Source organism: Microbacterium yannicii (assembly GCF_024055635.1).
Classification (GTDB): Bacteria; Actinomycetota; Actinomycetes; order Actinomycetales; family Microbacteriaceae; genus Microbacterium; species Microbacterium yannicii.
Genome location: NZ_JAMXMB010000032.1, coordinates 118,216 through 136,488 on the forward strand (window position 1 = coordinate 118,216; position 18,273 = coordinate 136,488).

The 18,273-nt window shown below is 69.9% G+C and carries 16 protein-coding genes; 7 read left to right on the forward strand and 9 right to left on the reverse strand.

Annotated elements, in window-relative coordinates; genetic code table 11:
* Positions 1-16: 16 nt before the first annotated feature.
* Positions 17-1,402, reverse strand: coding sequence for a replicative DNA helicase (gene dnaB / locus NCG93_RS12965; RefSeq protein WP_194412237.1), 1,386 nt, complete (start codon positions 1,400-1,402; stop codon positions 17-19).
* 612 nt (positions 1,403-2,014) lie between these two features.
* Between dnaB and NCG93_RS12970 the strand changes: the two genes are divergently transcribed.
* From NCG93_RS12970 to NCG93_RS12980, 3 genes are all read left to right on the forward strand, one after another.
* Positions 2,015-3,004 (forward strand): hypothetical protein, encoded by a 990-nt coding sequence (locus NCG93_RS12970; RefSeq protein ID WP_252787549.1) that lies wholly within the window; start codon positions 2,015-2,017, stop codon positions 3,002-3,004.
* A gap of 134 nt (positions 3,005-3,138) precedes the next feature.
* Positions 3,139-4,752: a hypothetical protein gene (locus tag NCG93_RS12975; protein WP_194412236.1), complete on the forward strand. Its 1,614-nt coding sequence runs from the start codon at positions 3,139-3,141 to the stop codon at positions 4,750-4,752.
* A 332-nt stretch (positions 4,753-5,084) separates the two neighbouring features.
* Positions 5,085-6,359 carry a GNAT family N-acetyltransferase gene (locus NCG93_RS12980; protein WP_194412235.1) on the forward strand — a complete coding sequence of 425 codons (1,275 nt, stop codon included), beginning with the start codon at positions 5,085-5,087 and terminating at the stop codon, positions 6,357-6,359.
* 117 nt (positions 6,360-6,476) lie between these two features.
* Here the strand turns inward: NCG93_RS12980 and rplI are convergent, their stop codons facing one another.
* The 5 genes from rplI to NCG93_RS13005 form a co-directional block, all read right to left on the reverse strand.
* Positions 6,477-6,929 carry a 50S ribosomal protein L9 gene (rplI, locus tag NCG93_RS12985; protein WP_194412234.1) on the reverse strand — a complete coding sequence of 151 codons (453 nt, stop codon included), beginning with the start codon at positions 6,927-6,929 and terminating at the stop codon, positions 6,477-6,479.
* Positions 6,930-6,939: 10 nt separating this feature from the next.
* Positions 6,940-7,194 (reverse strand): 30S ribosomal protein S18, encoded by a 255-nt coding sequence (gene rpsR, locus NCG93_RS12990; protein WP_045301896.1) that lies wholly within the window; start codon positions 7,192-7,194, stop codon positions 6,940-6,942.
* A gap of 72 nt (positions 7,195-7,266) precedes the next feature.
* On the reverse strand, positions 7,267-7,797 hold the full coding sequence (locus NCG93_RS12995; RefSeq protein ID WP_194412233.1) for a single-stranded DNA-binding protein: 531 nt from the start codon (positions 7,795-7,797) through the stop codon (positions 7,267-7,269).
* A gap of 5 nt (positions 7,798-7,802) precedes the next feature.
* Positions 7,803-8,171: a 30S ribosomal protein S6 gene (rpsF, locus tag NCG93_RS13000; RefSeq protein WP_163616223.1), complete on the reverse strand. Its 369-nt coding sequence runs from the start codon at positions 8,169-8,171 to the stop codon at positions 7,803-7,805.
* A gap of 185 nt (positions 8,172-8,356) precedes the next feature.
* Entirely contained in the window at positions 8,357-9,658 is a 1,302-nt protein-coding gene (locus NCG93_RS13005; protein ID WP_194412232.1) for a glycosyltransferase, read from the reverse strand.
* Positions 9,659-9,722: 64 nt separating this feature from the next.
* Between NCG93_RS13005 and NCG93_RS13010 the strand changes: the two genes are divergently transcribed.
* On the forward strand, positions 9,723-10,376 hold the full coding sequence (locus tag NCG93_RS13010; protein ID WP_194412231.1) for a TetR/AcrR family transcriptional regulator: 654 nt from the start codon (positions 9,723-9,725) through the stop codon (positions 10,374-10,376).
* Positions 10,377-10,541: 165 nt separating this feature from the next.
* Here NCG93_RS13010 and NCG93_RS13015 read toward each other — a convergent pair whose 3' ends face one another.
* Positions 10,542-11,741 carry an acyl-CoA dehydrogenase family protein gene (locus NCG93_RS13015; RefSeq protein ID WP_194412230.1) on the reverse strand — a complete coding sequence of 400 codons (1,200 nt, stop codon included), beginning with the start codon at positions 11,739-11,741 and terminating at the stop codon, positions 10,542-10,544.
* Between the two features lie 286 nt (positions 11,742-12,027).
* Between NCG93_RS13015 and NCG93_RS13020 the strand changes: the two genes are divergently transcribed.
* The 3 genes from NCG93_RS13020 to NCG93_RS20360 are packed head-to-tail and all read left to right on the forward strand — an operon-like array spanning position 12,028 to position 14,811.
* On the forward strand, positions 12,028-12,675 hold the full coding sequence (locus NCG93_RS13020) for an SGNH/GDSL hydrolase family protein (protein ID WP_194412229.1): 648 nt from the start codon (positions 12,028-12,030) through the stop codon (positions 12,673-12,675).
* The gene (locus NCG93_RS13025; protein WP_194412228.1) at positions 12,672-13,349 is read left to right on the forward strand and encodes a GntR family transcriptional regulator; all 678 of its coding nucleotides are present in this window, start codon (positions 12,672-12,674) and stop codon (positions 13,347-13,349) included. Before NCG93_RS13020 ends, NCG93_RS13025 begins: the two co-directional genes overlap by 4 nt.
* A gap of 58 nt (positions 13,350-13,407) precedes the next feature.
* On the forward strand, positions 13,408-14,811 hold the full coding sequence (locus NCG93_RS20360; protein ID WP_194412227.1) for a HupE/UreJ family protein: 1,404 nt from the start codon (positions 13,408-13,410) through the stop codon (positions 14,809-14,811).
* 232 nt (positions 14,812-15,043) lie between these two features.
* Here NCG93_RS20360 and NCG93_RS13035 read toward each other — a convergent pair whose 3' ends face one another.
* Positions 15,044-16,177 carry a WxL protein peptidoglycan domain-containing protein gene (locus NCG93_RS13035; RefSeq protein WP_194412226.1) on the reverse strand — a complete coding sequence of 378 codons (1,134 nt, stop codon included), beginning with the start codon at positions 16,175-16,177 and terminating at the stop codon, positions 15,044-15,046.
* A gap of 91 nt (positions 16,178-16,268) precedes the next feature.
* Positions 16,269-18,245 (reverse strand): purple acid phosphatase family protein, encoded by a 1,977-nt coding sequence (locus NCG93_RS13040; protein ID WP_194412225.1) that lies wholly within the window; start codon positions 18,243-18,245, stop codon positions 16,269-16,271.
* Positions 18,246-18,273 lie beyond the last annotated feature (28 nt).

An 18,273-nucleotide genomic window follows, 5' to 3' on the forward strand; every position in this document is an offset into this window, starting at 1 on the left:
TGCCCGTACACGACGACTACCCGAAGTCGCCCGGGGCCATGTCGGTGAAGCGCGAGAAGTGGCCCTGGAACGCGACGGTGATCGTGTCGGTCGGGCCGTTGCGGTGCTTGGCGACGATGAGGTCCGCCTCGCCGGCGCGCGGCGAGTCCTTCTCGTACGCGGCCTCGCGGTGCAGCAGCACCACCATGTCGGCGTCCTGCTCGATCGAGCCCGACTCACGTAGGTCCGACAGGGCGGGCTTCTTGTCGGCGCGCTGCTCGGCACCACGGTTCAGCTGCGAGAGGGCGATGACGGGAACGCCGAGCTCCTTCGCGAGCAGCTTGAGGGCTCGCGAGAACTCCGAGACCTCCTGCTGACGCGACTCCACGCGCTTGCCCGAGGTCATGAGCTGCAGGTAGTCGATGACGACGAGCTTCAGGCCCGCGCGCTGCTTGAGTCGCCGGCACTTCGCCCGGATCTCGACGAGCGTCATGTTCGGGCTGTCGTCGATATAGAGAGGAGCGTCATTGATGCGGCCACGCGTCGCCGCGACGGTGGTCCAGTCGCGCGAGTCGAGCGTGCCCTTGCGCATCGACTGCAGCGGGATCGCGCCCTCAGCGCTCAGCAGGCGCATCGCGATCTCGCTGCGGCCCATCTCGAGCGAGAAGAAGATCGTCGGCATGTCGTGCTTGACCGCGGCGGAACGGGCGAAGTCGAGGGCGAGCGTCGACTTACCCATGGCGGGGCGCGCCGCGATGATGATCATCTGGCCCGGGTGCAGGCCGTTGGTGAGGGCGTCCAGACCCGAGAAGCCGGTCGGGATGCCGGTCATTTGGCCGTCGCGACCGCGCGCGGCCTCGATCTCTTCGACGGCGGCGTCCACCGCGATCGTGAGCGGCACGTAGTCCTCGGCCGCCTCGGCGCCGGTCACCGAGTAGATCTCGGCCTGGGCGTTGTTCACGAGGTCCAGCGCTTCGCCCTGACCCGAATACCCCATCTGCACGATGCGGGTGCCGGCATCCACCAGGCGGCGCAGCAGCGCGCGCTCCGACACGATCGAGGCGTAGTACCCGGCGTTGGCCGCCGTCGGCACGATCGACGTCAGCGTGTGAAGGTAGTCGGCACCGCCGGCCCGCTGCAGCTCGCCGGTCTTGATGAGCTCGTCGGTGACCGCGACGACGTCGGTCGGCTCGCCGTGCGAGTAGAGGGTGAGGATCGCCTCGAAGATCAGCTCGTGCTTCGGCACATAGAAGTCGGCGCCCCGGAGGGTCTCGATGACGTCGGCGACGGCATCCTTCGACAGGAGCATGCCGCCGAGCGCGCTCTGCTCGGCGAGAAGGTCGTGCGGGGGAGTGCGCTCGAAGTCGCGGCGCTCACCACGAGGACCTCCCATGCGCTCATCGGAGATGTCGGCGATCGACATAGGCTGCGAGTCCTCCTTATCGTTCGTTCACATCGTCCGAGTTGTCATGGCACGAGCGGGCGCGACTCGCCGGGCACGCGTGTGAGCGTGCACGGGCTGATCGCGGGATGCCGCAGCATCCCGCTTCCCCGTCGACCCCCGTGAGCGATCCCCTTTGCCGCTGCCACGCCGTTGTGTCCAGCACTGAGGCGCGCGCCACGAGTGGGCCGCACCCCACGCTAAGGACGACCTCCGACACGCGCAACACGACCTGTGGATAACTCTGTGGAGAGCCTGCGTGAAACGCCGACACGCCTGTGAACAACCGCTGTGGAGAACTCGCTGCTTTTCGAGCAGGATCTCCACAGAAAGCGCCGCTGACCAGCCGATGCCTCCTCCACAACCTGTGGAGAGGGATGTGATTGAAGTCGGGGTTGAAGGTTGGAGTGTGCATCACCCCCTGTGCACAATTCCGGGGACAGAGACACACCGTGCGCGCGATGAGCAGCGATCCGGATTCTTCGCGAGAGGGGTCTGGACAGGGCGACCGGCCAGGCGGTATCGTCGCAGGTCCAGGCACCCCTACGCACGATCCGTCCGGAACGTGCGGCTCTTTCGTCGTGGGAGGTGAACGTGGAGATCGCAACCTCGCAGCTGCCGAGGATCGTGCGGCTGGCCCTGATCGGGGTCGCAACCGCGTTCGCCTGGATCGTCGTCTCGCTGGTCCTCGGCCTCGGCCATGGGCAGGCGCATGCCGACGAGACCGATGACGGCGGAGTGCTCGGGGGTGCCCTCGGTGCCGTGACCTCGCTGGTCGACACGACCGCGACGACCGTCACCACCACCGTCTCGACCGTGACCACGGGCGTCACCGAGGCCGTCAACACCGTGGTCGCCACGGCTCCCGCGCCGGTCCAGCAGCCCGTGAGCCAGGTGGTGCAGACCGTCGGCACCGTCGTCACGAACGTCACCCAGCCGGTTTCCGACGTCGTCTCCGGCGGCGTCGTGGGCGGCATCACGCAGCCCGTCGTCGACCTCGTGACCGAGGTCCCGGTCGTGGGCGGCATCGTCTCCGGCATCGGCCTCGACGACGCGGTGAACGACCTCGGCGGCACCGTCGACGACACGCTGACCGGCGTCGTCGGCGCGGTCGACGAGACCGGCGCGACGATCGGGCTCCCGCCTGCGGGCGGCATCGGCGAGGTGCCCTCACTTCCCGGCATCATCGACATTCCCGGCGGTCCCGTGTTCGCGGGCCTCGCGGGCGATGCCGCGGCGTCGACCAGCAAGCTCGCCGCGCTGACGGATGCCGCATCCGCCCTCTTCTCGACCACTGCCGCATCGGTCGGCGGCTGGGCCGCGGCATCCGTGTCGCACGCTGCCGCTGCCGCCACGGTCGTGGTCTCGTCCGCCGCGCTGGCCGTGAGCGGACCCTTCAACTCTGCCGGCGGACTCTCTCTGCCGACTTCTTCCGCGGGACCCGGTGGTGCGGGTCTCGGCGTCTGGGCGCTTGCTGCCCTCCTCCCGTTCGCCGCACACCGTGCCTGGGTGCGTCGAGCCGGGCCTGGAGACGAGCACGCGCCCCCGGCGCCCGTCGGCTCCACCGACGTCTCCCCCGACTGATCGGCATCTCGCCGCCCTGCTCACCCGAGCTCGTGCGGCAGAGGAACCAGCGCGCCCTCACGCGCTGAGCAGCGCCTCCTGCGTCCTCTCATGGGCGCGCGCTGCGAACCGATCAATCCGCAAAGGGGAACACCATGCGTACTTTCTACAAGCGCGCCCTCTTGGGCACGCTACTCGCCGGCGGCATCACGCTACTCGGCGCGACGGTCGCGAACGCGGCCGAGCCTCCTACCGATCCGGGACTGATCTCGTCGGTGGTGGCCGACAACGGCCTGGTCGACTCACTCGTCGGCGATGCCATCGTCGAGCCGCTCCTGGGGGATGACGGCGCTGCCGCTCCCGTCACAGACGCGGTCGCCGCCGTGGTGGACGACGTGACCGGTACGACAGCCGGCACCACCGTCGTCGATGCGCTGGTCGGCGACGACAGCGCGCTGGATGACGTCGTCGGAGACGGGGCGCTGGTCGAAGGCGGCACCGTCGGAAACGTCGCGTCCAATGTCGACGCCGTTCTCGACGACGTCGCTGCGGGTGACGCGGACGCCGCCGTGGCGGACCTCGGCACCACGGTCCAGGACCTCGGCTCGGACGTCGGTCAGACGGTCACCGATGCCGCTGCCAACACGGATGAGCAGGTCATCAACGGCATCGTGGGCGGCGTCGTCACCGACGCGGTCGACGTGCTGGACGGCGTCGGCGACGGCGACGATCCGCTCGCCGGGGTGGACGACCTCATCCAGAACCTGGGCGACAACACGGCCGACGCGACCGACACGACCGGGCTGCTCGAGGACGCTCTCCAGACGACGCTCGAGGGCGGACCCACCTCGACGCCGGCAACGCCGGTCGACGATGCCGACGGCCTGCTGACGGGTCTGACGGAGAACGAGGGTCTGGTCGACGACCTTCTGGGCGACAGCGTGCTCGACCCGATCCTCGGCGACAGCGGAGCGCTCGAGCCGGTCACGGATGCGGTCGGCGACCTCATCGACGGCGCAACCGGCACCACCGCCGGTACCACCATCCTCGACGGTCTGCTCGGCGCGGACTCGGGCCTCAACGACGTCGTCGGCGACGGCATCCTCGTCGAGGGCGGCCTCGTGGGCAACCTCGTCGACAACGCGGACAACACCGTGGATGACCTGCTCGACGGCGACATCGACAGCGTGATCGACGATCTCGGCACCACCGTCGCTGACCTCGGCGGCGACCTCGGCACCACCGTGACCAACGCGACCGAGAACACCGCCGACCAGGTGCTGGACGGTCTCGTGACGGACGCGCTCACCGACGCCGGCAACGTCGTCGAGGAGCTGCTGAACGGCGGCGATGTGCTCGGCGCCGTCTCGGACACCGTGCAGAACGTGGGTGACAACGTGGCGGATGCATCGGACAGCACCGGCCTCGTGGATGACCTGCTCACCGACCTTCTCGGTGACACCGACGCCGTCGTCCCGACGGACCCGACGGACCCGACGGACCCGACGGACCCGACCGACCCGACGGACCCGACCGACCCGACCGACCCGACGAACCCGACGAACCCCACCAACCCGGGGGACAACGGGACGCCCGGTGACGACGGCTCTGCGACGGTCGTCGGCGCGGCAGCATCGGCCATCTCGGCCGGTGAGGCCACCCAGCTCGCCACGACAGGAGGAGCGGGCGCGATGCCGTTCCTGCTGCTGGCGCTCTCGCTGCTCGCAGCGGGCGCCATCGCGCGCGTGTCGCGGCGACGCTCCGCGTGAGTCGACGGGGCAAGTCGACGTTCCCCAGGCGCCCCTCGCCCCGACCCGCGTGAGCACCGCGGGAGGGCCGTCCCCAGCGGCCCTCCCGCCCCAGAACCGCCCCCGATCGCGAGAGCCGGCTCTTGCCTGGAACGGCCTTGCGATCGGGGGTGCACGACCCATCTCCGCCCGCCGCGTGCGGCCACGCCTGGATCCGGGTGCGGCGGGCGGGGGTGGCAGGCGGATGCCGCGACCCGGGGGGCTCGCGGCATCCGCTTCGTGCTGCCTCCGCGCGGCGCGCAGCCACCGGCCGCCGGATTGCGCACGCATCGACCACTCGCCAGAGTAGGGAGATGCCGGTTCCCGAGTCCTACCTCCTCACTCCCGTCGGCCACGAGCGCCTCGACGACGTCGTGCGTCTCGACGTGTGGGCATTCCCGACCGAGCGCTCGGTCGAGGCGCTGCGCGACCTGCCGAGCCCCCTCAGCTGGGACCGCACCTACGGCGTCTCACCGGTCGGTGACGACGAGCTGCTGGCCGGCTTCCACGGTGCTTACCCGCTACGGGCCTACCCGGTTCCCGGCGCGGAGGTGGCGTGCGGCTGGCTGACATGGGTCGGCGTGCATCCCGGCCACCGTCGCCGGGGCATCCTGCGCAGCATGATCGAGCATCACTTCGCCGACTGCCTCGCGCACGGCGAGACCATCTCAGGCCTGATGGCCGCGGAGACGCCCATCTACGGCCGCTTCGGCTACGGCATGGCCTCCACGCAGGTGAGCCTGACGATTCCGCGCGGCGCCGCGCTTCGGCCGGTGCCCGGCACGGCCGGTCTTGAGGTCGCCCTTGAGGAGTGGGATGCCGCTGCGCACGGCGACGTCGTCGCCGCACTGCACCGCGACTACGCGCGGCTGCCGGTGGGCCTGGGGCGTCCCGGCTGGGCGACCCGCGAGACGCCGGAGCAACGCACAGCGCGCGAGGCCGACCCCGCGCCGTTCCGCGGCGGCAAGGAGTCGCTGCGGCTGCTGCTCGTGCGCGACGAGCATGACACCGTGCTCGCCTACGCGACCTTCCGCCGCACGATGTCGTGGGAACGCGCCGGCGCCGAGGGCACCGTGCACGTGCGCGAGGCCGTGGCGCTGAGTGCTGCCGCCGCGCACCGCATGTGGTCGGTGCTGCTGGACCTCGACCTGACGACGCGCGTACAGGTCCCGAATCTGCCCGTCGACGACCCGATCGTGTCGCTGCTCGTCGATGTGCGCGGCGCCGCACCGGACTACCAGGACAACAGCTGGATCCGCATCGTCGACCTGCCCGGCGCGCTGGCGCGGCGCATGTACGCGGGCGCGGTCGACGTCGTGCTCGAGGTGACCGACGCGATGCTGCCCGCCAACGCGGGCCGCTGGCGTGTGCGCGCCGGCGCCTGGCAGCAGGCCGACGTGGTGCGCACCGACGACGAGCCCCACCTCGTGCTCGATGTCCGCGAGCTCGGTGCCGCGCACCTCGGTTCGGTGTCGCTCGCCTCGCTCGCGCAGGCGGGCCTCATCGAGGTGCGTTCGCCGGAGGCCCTGCGGTCCGCGTCGGTCGCGTGGTCGTGGCCGGTCGCCGCGGGGGCGAACTGGGTCTTCTGACCCTCAGCGCCGGAATGACGGACGCCGGAAACGCCGGATGCCGCGGGCCAGTGCTCGTGAAGAGCACCGGTCCGCGGCATCCTGGTTCGACAGGCTCACCAACCGGTGAGCGTCGTATTACTTGGCGGCGACCACCTGAAGGGTGATCACGGCGGTGAGGTCATCACGCAGGCGGATCGTCGCCTCGTGCTCGCCCACCGACTTGATCGGGGTGGTGATGTGGATCTTGCGCTTGTCCAGGTCGCCGAGGCCGGCGGCCTTCACCGCGTTCGCGACGTCGACCGTCTTGACCGCACCGAACAGGCGACCCTCGGCGCCGGCCTTGACCGACAGCTTGACCTTGTTGGTCTCGAGGGTGTTCTTGAGGGCCACGGCCTCTTCGTGGTCGTGGATCGCGCGCGACTCGCGGGCGGCGCGGATCGACGCCACCTGCTTCTCGCCACCGCGGGTCCAGGCCACAGCGAAGCCCTGGGGGATGAGGTAGTTGCGGGCGAACCCGTTCTTGACCTCGACAACGTCTCCGGCGCTTCCGAGCCCGGCGACCTCATTCGTGAGAATCAGCTTTGCCATTGGGTGCTCCTTAGCGGCCAGCGCCGGCGTAAGGCAGGAGCGCCATTTCGCGCGCGTTCTTGATCGCCTTGGCGATCAGACGCTGCTCCTGCACCGAGACACCGGTGATACGACGGGCGCGGATCTTGCCACGCTCCGAGATGAACTTGCGAAGAGTCGCGACGTCCTTGTAGTCGATGAGACCGACACGGATCGCCTTCGCGGGGGCCGCGTTCTTCGCGCCCTTCCGCGGCTTCCGGCGATCGCCGGTTGCCTTTCCAGCCATGGTGGTTCCTTACGTTTCCTTGATCGGATGCCTCGTGCCGAGGCATCCGGAATCTGCTTCTGAGATCGACCCTTAGAAGGGGGTGTCGTCGCCGTAGGCGCCGGGAGCAGCCCAGGCGTCGCCGCCTGCAGCGCCACCGGTCGAGCCGGGCGTCGACCACGGCTCGTCGGCGACCTGAGCCGGGCGAGCCTGACCGCCACCGCCACCGCCACCGAAGCTGCCGCCGCCGCTCGAGCCGCCCGCAGCGCGGGTGACCTGTGCGGTCGCGTAGCGCAGCGACGGGCCGATCTCGTCGACCTCGAGCTCGATCGCGGTGCGGTTGTTGCCCTCGCGGTCCTGGTAGCTGCGCTGCTTGAGGCGGCCGGTCGCGATGACCCGCATGCCCTTGGTCAGCGAGCCGGCCACGTGCTCGGCGAACTCGCGCCACACGCTCGCGCGGAGGAACAGCGCTTCGCCGTCCTTCCACTCGTTCGCCTGACGGTCGAAGTTGCGCGGCGTCGACGCGATCGTGAAGTTCGCGACGGGGAGGCCGTTCTGCGTGTACCGCAGTTCGGGATCAGCCGTGAGGTTTCCCACGACGGTGATGATCGTCTCGCCGGCCATCAGCCTTACGCCTTCGCTGCCTTGGCAGACTTGCGAGCGGCGCGCTCGTCGGCGCGCTGCTTCTCGGAGGCGATCATCGCGATGGCCTCTTCGGCACGCAGCACCTTGGTGCGCATGATCTGCTCGTTGAGGTTGAGCTGACGGTCGAGCTCCTGCGTGGTCGCGGCGGTCGCCGTGAAGTTGACGACGGCGTAGATGCCCTCGTTCTTCTTCTGGATCTCGTACGCGAGACGGCGCTTGCCCCAGATGTCGATGTTCTCGATGGTGCCGCCGTCGGTCGTGATGACCTTCAGGAACTTGTCGAGGTTGGCGCCGACCTGGCGCTCGTCGATCTCGGGGTTCAGGATGACCATGAGTTCGTACTGGTGCGTCACTAACCCACCTCCTTCGGACTAGAACGGCTGCCGGGCATTTCCCGACAGCAGGAGGGTGTGTGTGCACGTCATCCGCCAGGCACGCAGGTGCGCGCATATACGGACAACCCTCCAATGGTACCGGATGCCGCGCCACACGCCGAACCGGGACTCCGGCAGCCCGCCGGCCGGTTCCCGGGCCTCTGTCACTGGGCCGCGTCGAGCCGGCCGGAGACCACCTCCGCGAGCACCGAGTCGAGGCCCTCCAGCCCGTCGGCCGTGGCGAACTCCGCCGCCAGCTCACGTGCCCGCGTTCGGAAGGAGCTCTCCGCACGCACGCGTTCGACTGCTCGAGCCACCTGCACCGCGGTCGGCTGGTTCGTCTTGAGGTTGATGCCGGCGCCCGACCACCCGACGCGGGCACACACCTCGACCTTGTCTTCGGTCTGCCCGGCGACGACGAGGGAGACGCCGTGGCCGAGCGCCTGCTGAACGCCGCCATACCCGCCGTTGGTCACGACGACATCGGTGAGCGGCAGCAGGCGGTCGTACGGCAGGTACTGCGCGACACGCACATTGGCAGGCAGGTCCGATGGCAGGGCGCTGCGCGGTCGGCCTCCGGTCGAGACGACGACGAGAGCATCGGATGCCGCGAGCCCCTCGATCGTCGGGAGCACCAGCTGGCCGAAGTCGGCGTTCGCAACCGTTCCCTGTGTCACATGCACGACCGGTCGCGATCCGTCGAGGTCGCTCCACCAGTCGGGAAGTGCGACCCCGCTGGACGGTGCGGGCAGCACTCCCGCGAACCGCACGTTGGCGCGCAGGTCGGACCGCGGGTATTCGAATCCCGGCACGGTGAACTGCACGAGCGCGTCGGCGTGAGCGGTCCAGTCGAGCACGAAGCCGCCGAGCGTCACGCCGACCTCGCGGCGGCACAGCTCGTCGGCCTCCCGCTGCACCGCGCCGAAGATCCCGCGCTCCGCGATCACGGTGAGCAGGGCATTCCGGAGGCGCCCGAGTGCCCCCGGACGCGGGGTGACACCGAGACCGAACGGCGCGGTGTCACGGCTCTTGGCGCCCAGCGGGAAGATTCCGAGAGCGACGACGGGCGGGCGCTCGTCGCGCGGCAGCCGAGACAACAGCGCCGCGCCGATGAAGAGGGGCTCCGTCAGCACCGCATCGATGCGACCGGCCGTCAGTTCCTTGCGGACGGCGGCCAGCTGCGCGGCGGCCGGTCGGATGAAGAGGTTGGTGATGTCGAAGCGGATGGCGGCCGGTCCCGTCAGTCCGCGGCGCTCGGGGAACGCGCCATCCGCATCGTCGAGATCGACGTCGGCTTCCGCGGGCAGCGGCAGGAACTGCGCCCCCGCGGCGCGCACCGGATCCGCATAGCGAGGGCTGGTGAGGAAGTCGACCCGGTCTCCGCGCGCGATCAGATGCCGCGTGATCTGCAGGAGGGGCATGACATGGCCGTGGGCGGGTGTGCAGGTGATGAGGTAGCGGGACATGTGGGCGACTTTCGGTAGATTCGAATGTACTGTGGGAGTATTCACCACCATGAGAGGCAAGTCAATGACTGCTGATACATCCGGATCGGACGGACGTTCACGGACGTATCGATCCGAACTGCGCTCCCAGCAGGCACAGCAGACGCGGCGGCGCATCGTCGAGGCATCCGCCCGGCTCTTCGCAACTCGGGGCTACCAGGCGACGACCCTTGCGGCGATCGCTCGCGAGGCGGGGGTCTCCAGCGAGACGGTGAAGACGGCTGCCCCCAAGGCCGAACTGCTCCTCGCCGCGTTCGAGATCGTGTTCTCGGGCACGGTGGATGCGGAGTCGCTCACCGACACCGAGGTGGGGTCGGGCGTGATGTCCTTGCCCGACGCTGCGTTCCTGGACACCGTCCTCGAGCAGATCGCGATCGCCAACGCCCGCGGCCACGCCCTGTGGACGGTCATCCTCGGAGCTGCAGCATCCGATCCCGTGGTCGATTCCGCGCTGCAGGGGATGCTCAGCCGACGAGCCGCCGACTATCGCCGGCTTGTCGACGAGCTCGTCGGTCGCGGGTACGTCGGCGTCGTGTCCGATCCCGATGCCGTCGCGGCCGCCCTCTCATTCCTGCTCTCGCCGGAGGGGTATCAGCAGCTGGTCACGCAGTCGGGCTGGAGTCCCGAGCGCTACACGGCGTGGCTGCGCGAGGCTGTCCGCACCGAGCTCGCGCGCTGAGCGGGACAACACCGCGGCCGGCGCACCCCGGACGTCGCGGTCACCCGGGACGGGGGTGCCGGCGTCGAGACAGGGGATTCGCGCCGAGACCGGGGGTGTCGCCCTGTGTCTCGCGGGAAATCCCCTGGTTCGGCGCGGCCGAGCCCGGGGCCCGACGACGACGCGTCAGCGGAAGGCGTCGAGCCCCGTGAGGTGCTGGCCGAGGACCAGGGTGTGCACCTCGTCGGTGCCCTCGTAGGTGCGCACCGACTCGAGGTTCGCGGCGTGCCGGATCGGCGAGTTCTCGAGCAGCACCCCGTCGCCGCCGAGGATCGTCCGCGCCTCACGCGCGATCGCGATCGCCTCCCGCACGTTGTTGAGCTTGCCCAGCGAGATCATCGCGGGCGTCAGTGTGCCGGCATCCTTCGCGCGTCCGAGGTGCAGCGCGAGCAGCGCGCCCTTCTGCAGCTCGATCGCCATGTCGACGAGCTTGCGCTGCGTCAGCTGGAAGCCGGCGATCGGACGCCCGAACTGCTCGCGCCGCAGCGCGTGGTGCAGCGCCGCCTCGTAGCTGTCGCGGGCCGCGCCGAGCGCGCCCCACACGATCCCGTACCGCGCCTCGTTGAGCGCCGAGAACGGTCCGCGCAGCCCGCGCGCGCCGGGAAGGAGAGCGGATGCCGGCTGCCGCACGCCGTCGAACCGCAGTTCGGTCTGCACCGACGCGCGCATCGACCCCTTCGGCTCGAGCACGGTGATGTCGAGCCCCGCCGTGTCGGTGGGCACCAGGAAGCCGCGGACCCCCTCGTCGGTCTGCGCCCACACGACCACGATCTGCGCGATGGAGGCGAGCCCGATCCAGCGTTTCGCACCCTCGATGACCCAGTCCGACCCGTCGCGGCGTGCGTACGTCTTCATGCTCGACGGGTCGGATCCGGCGGTCGGCTCGGTGAGCGCGAAGCTGCCGATGGCCTCGCCCGCGGCCAGGCGCGGCAGCCACTCCTGCTTCTGCTCCTCGCTGCCCCAGCGGTGGATCGAGCCCATCGCGAGCGACCCCTGCACGGAGACGAACGTGCGGATGCCCGAGTCGCCGGCCTCGAGCTCGAGCGCGGCGAGTCCGTATTCGACGGCGCTGCGGCCGGGGCATCCGTAGCCGTCGAGTGTCATGCCGAGCACGCCCAGGCGTCCGAGCGCGGGAGCGAGTTCGACGGGGAAGTGACCACGGTCGAACCAGTCGGCGATGTGGGGGCGGATCTCGTCGTCGACGAAGGCGCGCACGCGGTCGCGGACGGCGCGTTCCTCGGCGCTGAGGAGGGCATCGATGCCGAGGATGTCGGATGCCGCGCGCAGCGCTTCGAGATCGTCAGGGTTCGTACGGGCCTCGGTCATGGCACCGATTCTGCCCGGTAGCGTGTGCGCCGTGTGCACACACCGGAGCTCGAGGCGCGGCCGATCCGCGAGGACACGATGCTGACGTGGGACGCGGACGATCTCAACCGGTGACGGGCCGACCCGGCGGCGACGTCGTCCGCGTCGGCCTCTCGCCAGGGCGCCCGCGAGACGATAGGTTCGCGGCAGCCTCGGGTGTTCCGTCGAGGTCCGCGAGCCGCGGGGACGGCCGCAAGCGATTATCGATTATGCTGACGGAACACGCTCCAACGATGGGACCGAACGGATGCCTCGCACGACCACTCTCGTCTTCGCCGGCGATTCGATCACCGACGCCGGACGCGATCGCGAAGACGCCGCGTCGCTCGGGGACGGCTACGTCGCGCTGATCGCCCGGGCCGTCGGCGACGGCGACCCCGGCGTGACCGTCGTCAACAAGGGGATCGGAGGCGACCGCGCGGTCGACCTCGCCGCACGCTGGGACGACGTGCTCGCCGCGCAGCCCGATGTGCTCACCGTGTACGTCGGCGTCAATGACATGTGGCGCCGCTTCGACAGCGATGACCCCACATCCGCCGAGGATTTCGAGGCCTCGGTCGCGGGGCTGCTGCAGGCAGCGCGCGATGCCGGCGTCGAGCGCCTCGTGCTCATCGAGCCGTTCTTCGTGCCGGTGCGCGACGACCAGGTGGCCTGGCTCGACGACCTGAACGGCAAGCGCGACGCGGTGCGCCGGCTGGCCGAGCGCTTCGACGCGACGCTGGTCTTGCTGCACGACGATGTCACGGCGGCTGCAGCAGAGAACGGCGCGCCGGCGATCGTGCCCGACGGCGTGCATCCGACCCCGCAGGGGGCCGAAATCATCGCCGATGCCTGGCTCCGGGCCCACGCCGCGCTGGTGCCGGTCGACGCGGCGGTCACGGCGGTGTCGCCATGACCGATGCGCTCAGCTCGGTCACCGAGCTCAAGCGCGGTCTGCTCTCGGACCAGATCTACGAGCTCGTCAAGACGATGATCAAGGAGGGCTCGCTCGTGCCCGGCGAGCAGCTGGTCGAATCACAGCTCGCACGCCGGCTGCAGGTGAGTCAGGCACCGGTGCGCGACGCGCTCAAGCAGCTCGCCCACGAGGGGCTCGTGACCCACGTGCGTCATCAGGGCAACTTCGTGTCGAGCTACTCCGACGAGGAGGTCGCGCAGGCCAAGGTCGCCCGTGCCGAGCTCGAATCGATCGCGGGCCGGCTGACCTGCGGCGACCTCGACGCCGATGCCCGCGAACGCCTCGAGCAGCTCATCGCCGACATGCACGCCGCAGCCGAGGCCAAGGATCTCGGCACCTTCCGCGAACTCGACTTCGCCTTCCACCGCGGCGTCATCGAGGCGAGCGGCAACGTCTACCTCCCGCGCATGTGGGACATCATCGAGCCCAGCCTGCGCGCACTCCACGTGCTCGGCGACCCTTCCTTCCCCGGGGACTGGCACACGGTCGCGGAGTGGCACCGCAGCCTGCTGGAGGCGCTCGACGCCGGCGATCCCGAGAGTGCGGCGCGACTGTTCTACGCGCACGCCGCGGGCACGCTGATGCCCGACGAGACCGACGACGCCGGCGCATAGCCGGCTCTGGTCACCTGCCGTTCGCCTGCTGTTCCCCCGCGCTCATTAGCGTCGCGGAGTGCTCTCCGCCGTTCCGCGCCTGTCCCGCCCCCTGATCGTCGGCATCGCCGCGGTGTTCGCCGCCGTGCTCGTGCTCCTCACCGCCTCGAGCGCCTCCGCACACCCGGCGGGCAGCACGGGTGTCTTCGTCACCGTGCAGTCGGATGCCGTCGACGTCGAGATGCAGATCCAGAAGGCCGGATTCGTCGCGGCCACGGGCTACGACCTGGCCACCGATCAGGCGGAGCTCGACGCCGTGGCCGACAACCTCATGACGTTCATCCTGAACCGCGTGACGGTGAACGACGACGTCTCGAAGCTCACCCCGACCGTCACCGAGGATCCCGAGTTCACCCGGGTCAACGGCGAGGACTCCATCCGCACCACGATCCGGTTCGCGGACGGCGACCGGCCGATCGAGGGCGCCGTCACCCTCGACTACGACTTCATCCTCGACGTCGTCCCCTCGCACCAGGTGTACGTCGCGCTGGTCAGCGACTGGGGCAACGGCCAGGTCGCCGAAGGCGATCCCGAGGTCGTCGGCGTACTCGGCGGCGGTGTGACCGAGATCACCCTCGACCGCTCCGCACGGACCCCGCTTGCCGGCTTCTTCTCGGTGGTGTGGCTCGGGATGCTGCACATCGCCGAGGGAACGGATCACCTGCTGTTCCTCATGACGCTGCTCGTCGTCGCGCCCTCGCTCGCCGTGCGCTCGAGGCGCGGTGTGCGGTGGACCGAGCCCATCCCGGTGAAGCGGGCGGTGCTGCGAGCGACCCTCATCATCACGTCGTTCACGGTCGGCCACCTCATCACGCTGGCCCTGGTGTCGCTGGGAGTGATCTCGTTCCCGACCAAGCCGGTCGAGATCCTCGTCGCGGTCTCGATCATCGTGGCCGCGGTCCATGCGATCAAGCCGCTGATGCCCCGCGGTGAGCTGCTCATCGCCGGCGTGTTCGGACTGGTCCACGGCACCGCCTTCGCGACCACGATCCTCGATCTGAACCTGAGCTTCGGCGAGAAGCTCGTCGCCATCGTGGGGTTCAACGTCGGCGTCGAACTCGCGCAGCTCTGTGCAGCCGTACTCGTGCTGCCGCTGCTGATCTGGCTGTCGCGCGCCCGCGCCTATCCGGTCTTCCGCACCGTGATCGCGGGGCTGGCGATCGTGGCCGCATCGGCGTGGATCATCGCCATCAGCGTGGACGGCACCACCGTCCTGCAGCCGGTCTTCGACGGCATCGCCCGGTCGCCCCTGGTCTGGTACCTCGCCCTGGTCGCCGTGGTGGCCCTGCTCTGGTACTTCACGCGCACCGGCCCGAGCAAGGGTGAAGCGGATGCCGCGTCCCTCGCGCCCGCGGACTCGCCTGAGGATCCTGCCGAGCAAGTGGCCGAGCACGAGGCGTTGTCGGACCGGACACCCGCGTAGGGCGCCACGCTTCGTCTCGCTAGCGCTCGCTCAGCGACCGGATACTCGCCGTGACCCCGTAACCCCCGACCGGTCCCCGCTGTGAGCCCCGGAACCCGGTCGAGGAGCGAGCGAGGAACGAGCGAGACGAAGCGCGGCCCACGCCCCAGGCCACGCTTCGTCTCGCTGGCGCTCGCTCAGCGACCGGATACTCGCCGCGATCCCGCGAACCACCGGGGCCGCGCGGTGTGGGTCAGTCGCCGGCGGGGGTCAGGGCCTTCGCGCGCTCCTGCTCGAGAGCCTGGGCGACGGCCTCGCTGACGCGGGCGTCCTCCTCCTGCTGCGCGGCAGCCTTCCGCTGACGGCGCCCGCGAACCAGAACCACGATCGCCACCACGACGAGCGCCAGGATGATGAGCAGCATCCACGGCACCGCGATGCCCACACTGGTCGCACCGACCTCGGCGATCGGGGAACGGGAGCCCGCGGCATCCGTCACCGAAGGAACCACCGTGGTCGAGCCGATCAGCGCGAACAACGGGGGGACGCTCGGAACGACGACGGTCTCGGTGCGGCTCTCGCCGGGAAGCAGCTCGGCCCCGGCGTCGGCGGCGGGGGCATCCATCGCGAGCAGGCCGAAGATGCCGCTCACCTTCGAGGCGGCGGCCGCCGTGATCGCCGCGTTGCCCGTGTTGTGCAGCGTGTAGGTGACGGTGGCGTCGCCGCCTGCGAACGGGTTGAGGCCGCCGTTCCACGAGACCGACAGGTCTTCGACGGCGAGCGACGGCGTGAGCTCGCCGCCGACGCGCAGGTCGACGCGGATGCCGAGGCGACGATCGACGTTCACACCCGTGGCCGCGTCGGGTACGGTCAGCGAGGTGACGATGCCGCCGGCGTAGTCGCCGGGCGTCGCGTCGTCGGGAATCGTGACGGTGAACGGGATGCTGGCGGTCTCGCCCGCCGCGACCGTGACGGTCTGCTGATCGGGCGTGATCCAGGCGCCGATGGCGGAGGACTTCTCACCCGCGACGAGGAGCGAGAGCGCGCCGTCCTCGGAGGTGAAGCCGTCTGCGGCGTAGACCCGCAGGTCGACGGGCTGCTGACCGTGGTTGGCGACGACGATGCCGTCGCTCACCGTGCCGCCGGGGTCGATCGTGTAGCCGTAGTTGGTGCGCTCCGAGCCGAAGTTGTTCGACGCGGTGCGGACTGTCCAGTTGACGTCGTCCGCGCCGTCGGCGGCGGCAGCGGCAGCGACGGGGATCACGGCTGCCGGTGCGGCAGCGGCTGCCGGTGCGGTGGGAAATGCGACGGCGAGCGCGACGAACAGTGCCGCGCACAGGGCGCGGGCACGATGGCGCGGTCGGGGAGAGGCGGGGCATGCGTTCACGGGTGGACTTTCAGGGTGGAGCGGAAACGGGACGATCCGTGGGAGAGGGGAAGCCCCCTCTCCCACGGATGTGGTGTGGCGATGAAGCTGATCAGCCGGCCAGGGCGGTGATCGTCAGCGTCGCGCGGTAGCTGCCGTTCTTGGTCTCGGTCGGCAGCTTCAGGTCGAGGTCGGCGCCGAGCAGCGCCTCACCCTTGTCGTGACCCTGCAGGGCGGCGCCGAGCACGCGCTCGACCGACAGGCCGGCTCCGCCGTCGAAGCCGGAGGTGACGGCCGCGCCCGCGACCGCGCCGGCGCCCGCGGTGAGCACCTTCGGCGTCCAGCCGAGGTAGCTGCCCGAGAACGACTTGTCGCCGTCCGAGAAGTCACCCAGCACCGAGGTCAGCGACCAGGGCGCGAGCGACGAGCGGGTGTCCGAGACCGCGATCGGGTTGATCTCGCCCGACGCCTCGAAGTAGCCGTCCTTCTCCTCGGCGGTGCCGAGGTCGACGAGACCGTTCTGGCCGTCGATCGTCCAGCCGAACTCGCCCGGGGCCGCAGTGGGGACGATGACCTGGAGGTCTTCGCCGCCATCCGCGTGGTACTGGTGGATGGTCACCGAATCGATGACCGAGCCCACGCCGCCGACCGGGGTCGTGGAACCCTCGGTGCCGCACCAGCCCACCTTGCCGAGCTCGACGGCCGCGTTCGGCGCGTCGCACGTGCCCGAGCGGATGCCCTCGACGACCAGGGCGTCCGCCTTGACCTGGACCTTCACGTAGCTGCGCACGTGCTCCTGGTTCTGCACCGAGTTGTACCAGTAGCTCTCGGGGTTCAGCGGGTCGGCGCCGTTACCCGCGCCGCTCGTGCCGCTGTTGTCGGGCGCCGTGATGTCGTAGTACTTCGAACCCGAGGCGGAGTTCGCCGTCATGTAGATGACGCCGCCTTCGCCGACGAAGACGTCGTTGGCGCCCGGCTGCTCGTCGGCGTTGGCCTTCTCGCCGTCCTTGATCTCGTAGCTGCGGGTGTACACGTGGTCGTGGCCTTGCAGCACGAGGTCGACACCGAGCTTCGAGAACGTGGTCGGGAAGTCGACGCGGCGCACCTTGTTGTCGGCATCCTTCGCATGAGAGGCGGCCGAGTAGATCGAGTGGTGGTAGACGAGCACGGTGTACTTCGCGTCAGCGCCGTGGGCGTTCACGACATCGGTCACGTACTGCACGTGCGCCTCGTCGCCGCCGCCGGTCGCGTCGTTGTAGCTGTTGCTGTTCAGGTCGATGAACAGCACATCCTTGTAGATGTACCAGTAGTCGCCGCCCGACTCGGTCGCCGTGTTGCCGGCGCGGTAGTAGTCGGCCGAGTAGTCGGTGTTGGGCGTGTAGAAGTGCTGCTCGTACGCCTTGCCGCCGACATCGTGGTTGCCGATGGTCGCCGCCCACGGGTAGGACCGCAGCTGCTCGGGCGCGAGGAACGCGTCCCACTGCGCCTCGGTGTTCGCCGTCTCGACCTGGTCGCCGCCCGAGACGAGCAGCTCTGCGTTCGGGTTGGCGGTCAGTGCGACGTTCATCGTGTCCACCCATCCCGCCTGGTCGCGCGCGACGTCGCCCGACGAGCCGATCTGGGGGTCGCCGAAGAACAGGAAGTCGAAGTCGCCCTCGAACGACTGCGTCTTGAAGGAGGAGATCGTCGACCAGTTGCCGTCCGACCCCACGCGGTACGAGTACTGCGTGTTCTCCTGCAGGCCCGAGATGGTCGCGTGGCGGTTGTAGCCGCCGCTCGTCGCGATGTTCGCGGTTCCGGTGGCGGAGAAGGTCGTCACCGAGGCCACGAACTCGCCGTTCACGACCGCGGAAGTGGGGGCGACCTGAACGACCTGCGCGCTGTCGGCCGACGTGTACCAGCTGACCGTGCGCTGCGCCTCGTCCGCGCCGACGCCGAGCACGATGCCGGTGTACGACGCGGTGGTGGCCGCCTGGGCGCCGGCGGGGGCGACGAGCGCTCCGCTGAACGCCAGTGCCGCGCTGACCGCTGCGGCCGAGAGCCACAGGGCCGCGCGGCCCGAAGGCCGTGGGGTTGCTACCGAGAGCATTTGTCTTCCGTTCTGTATTGAACTGGAT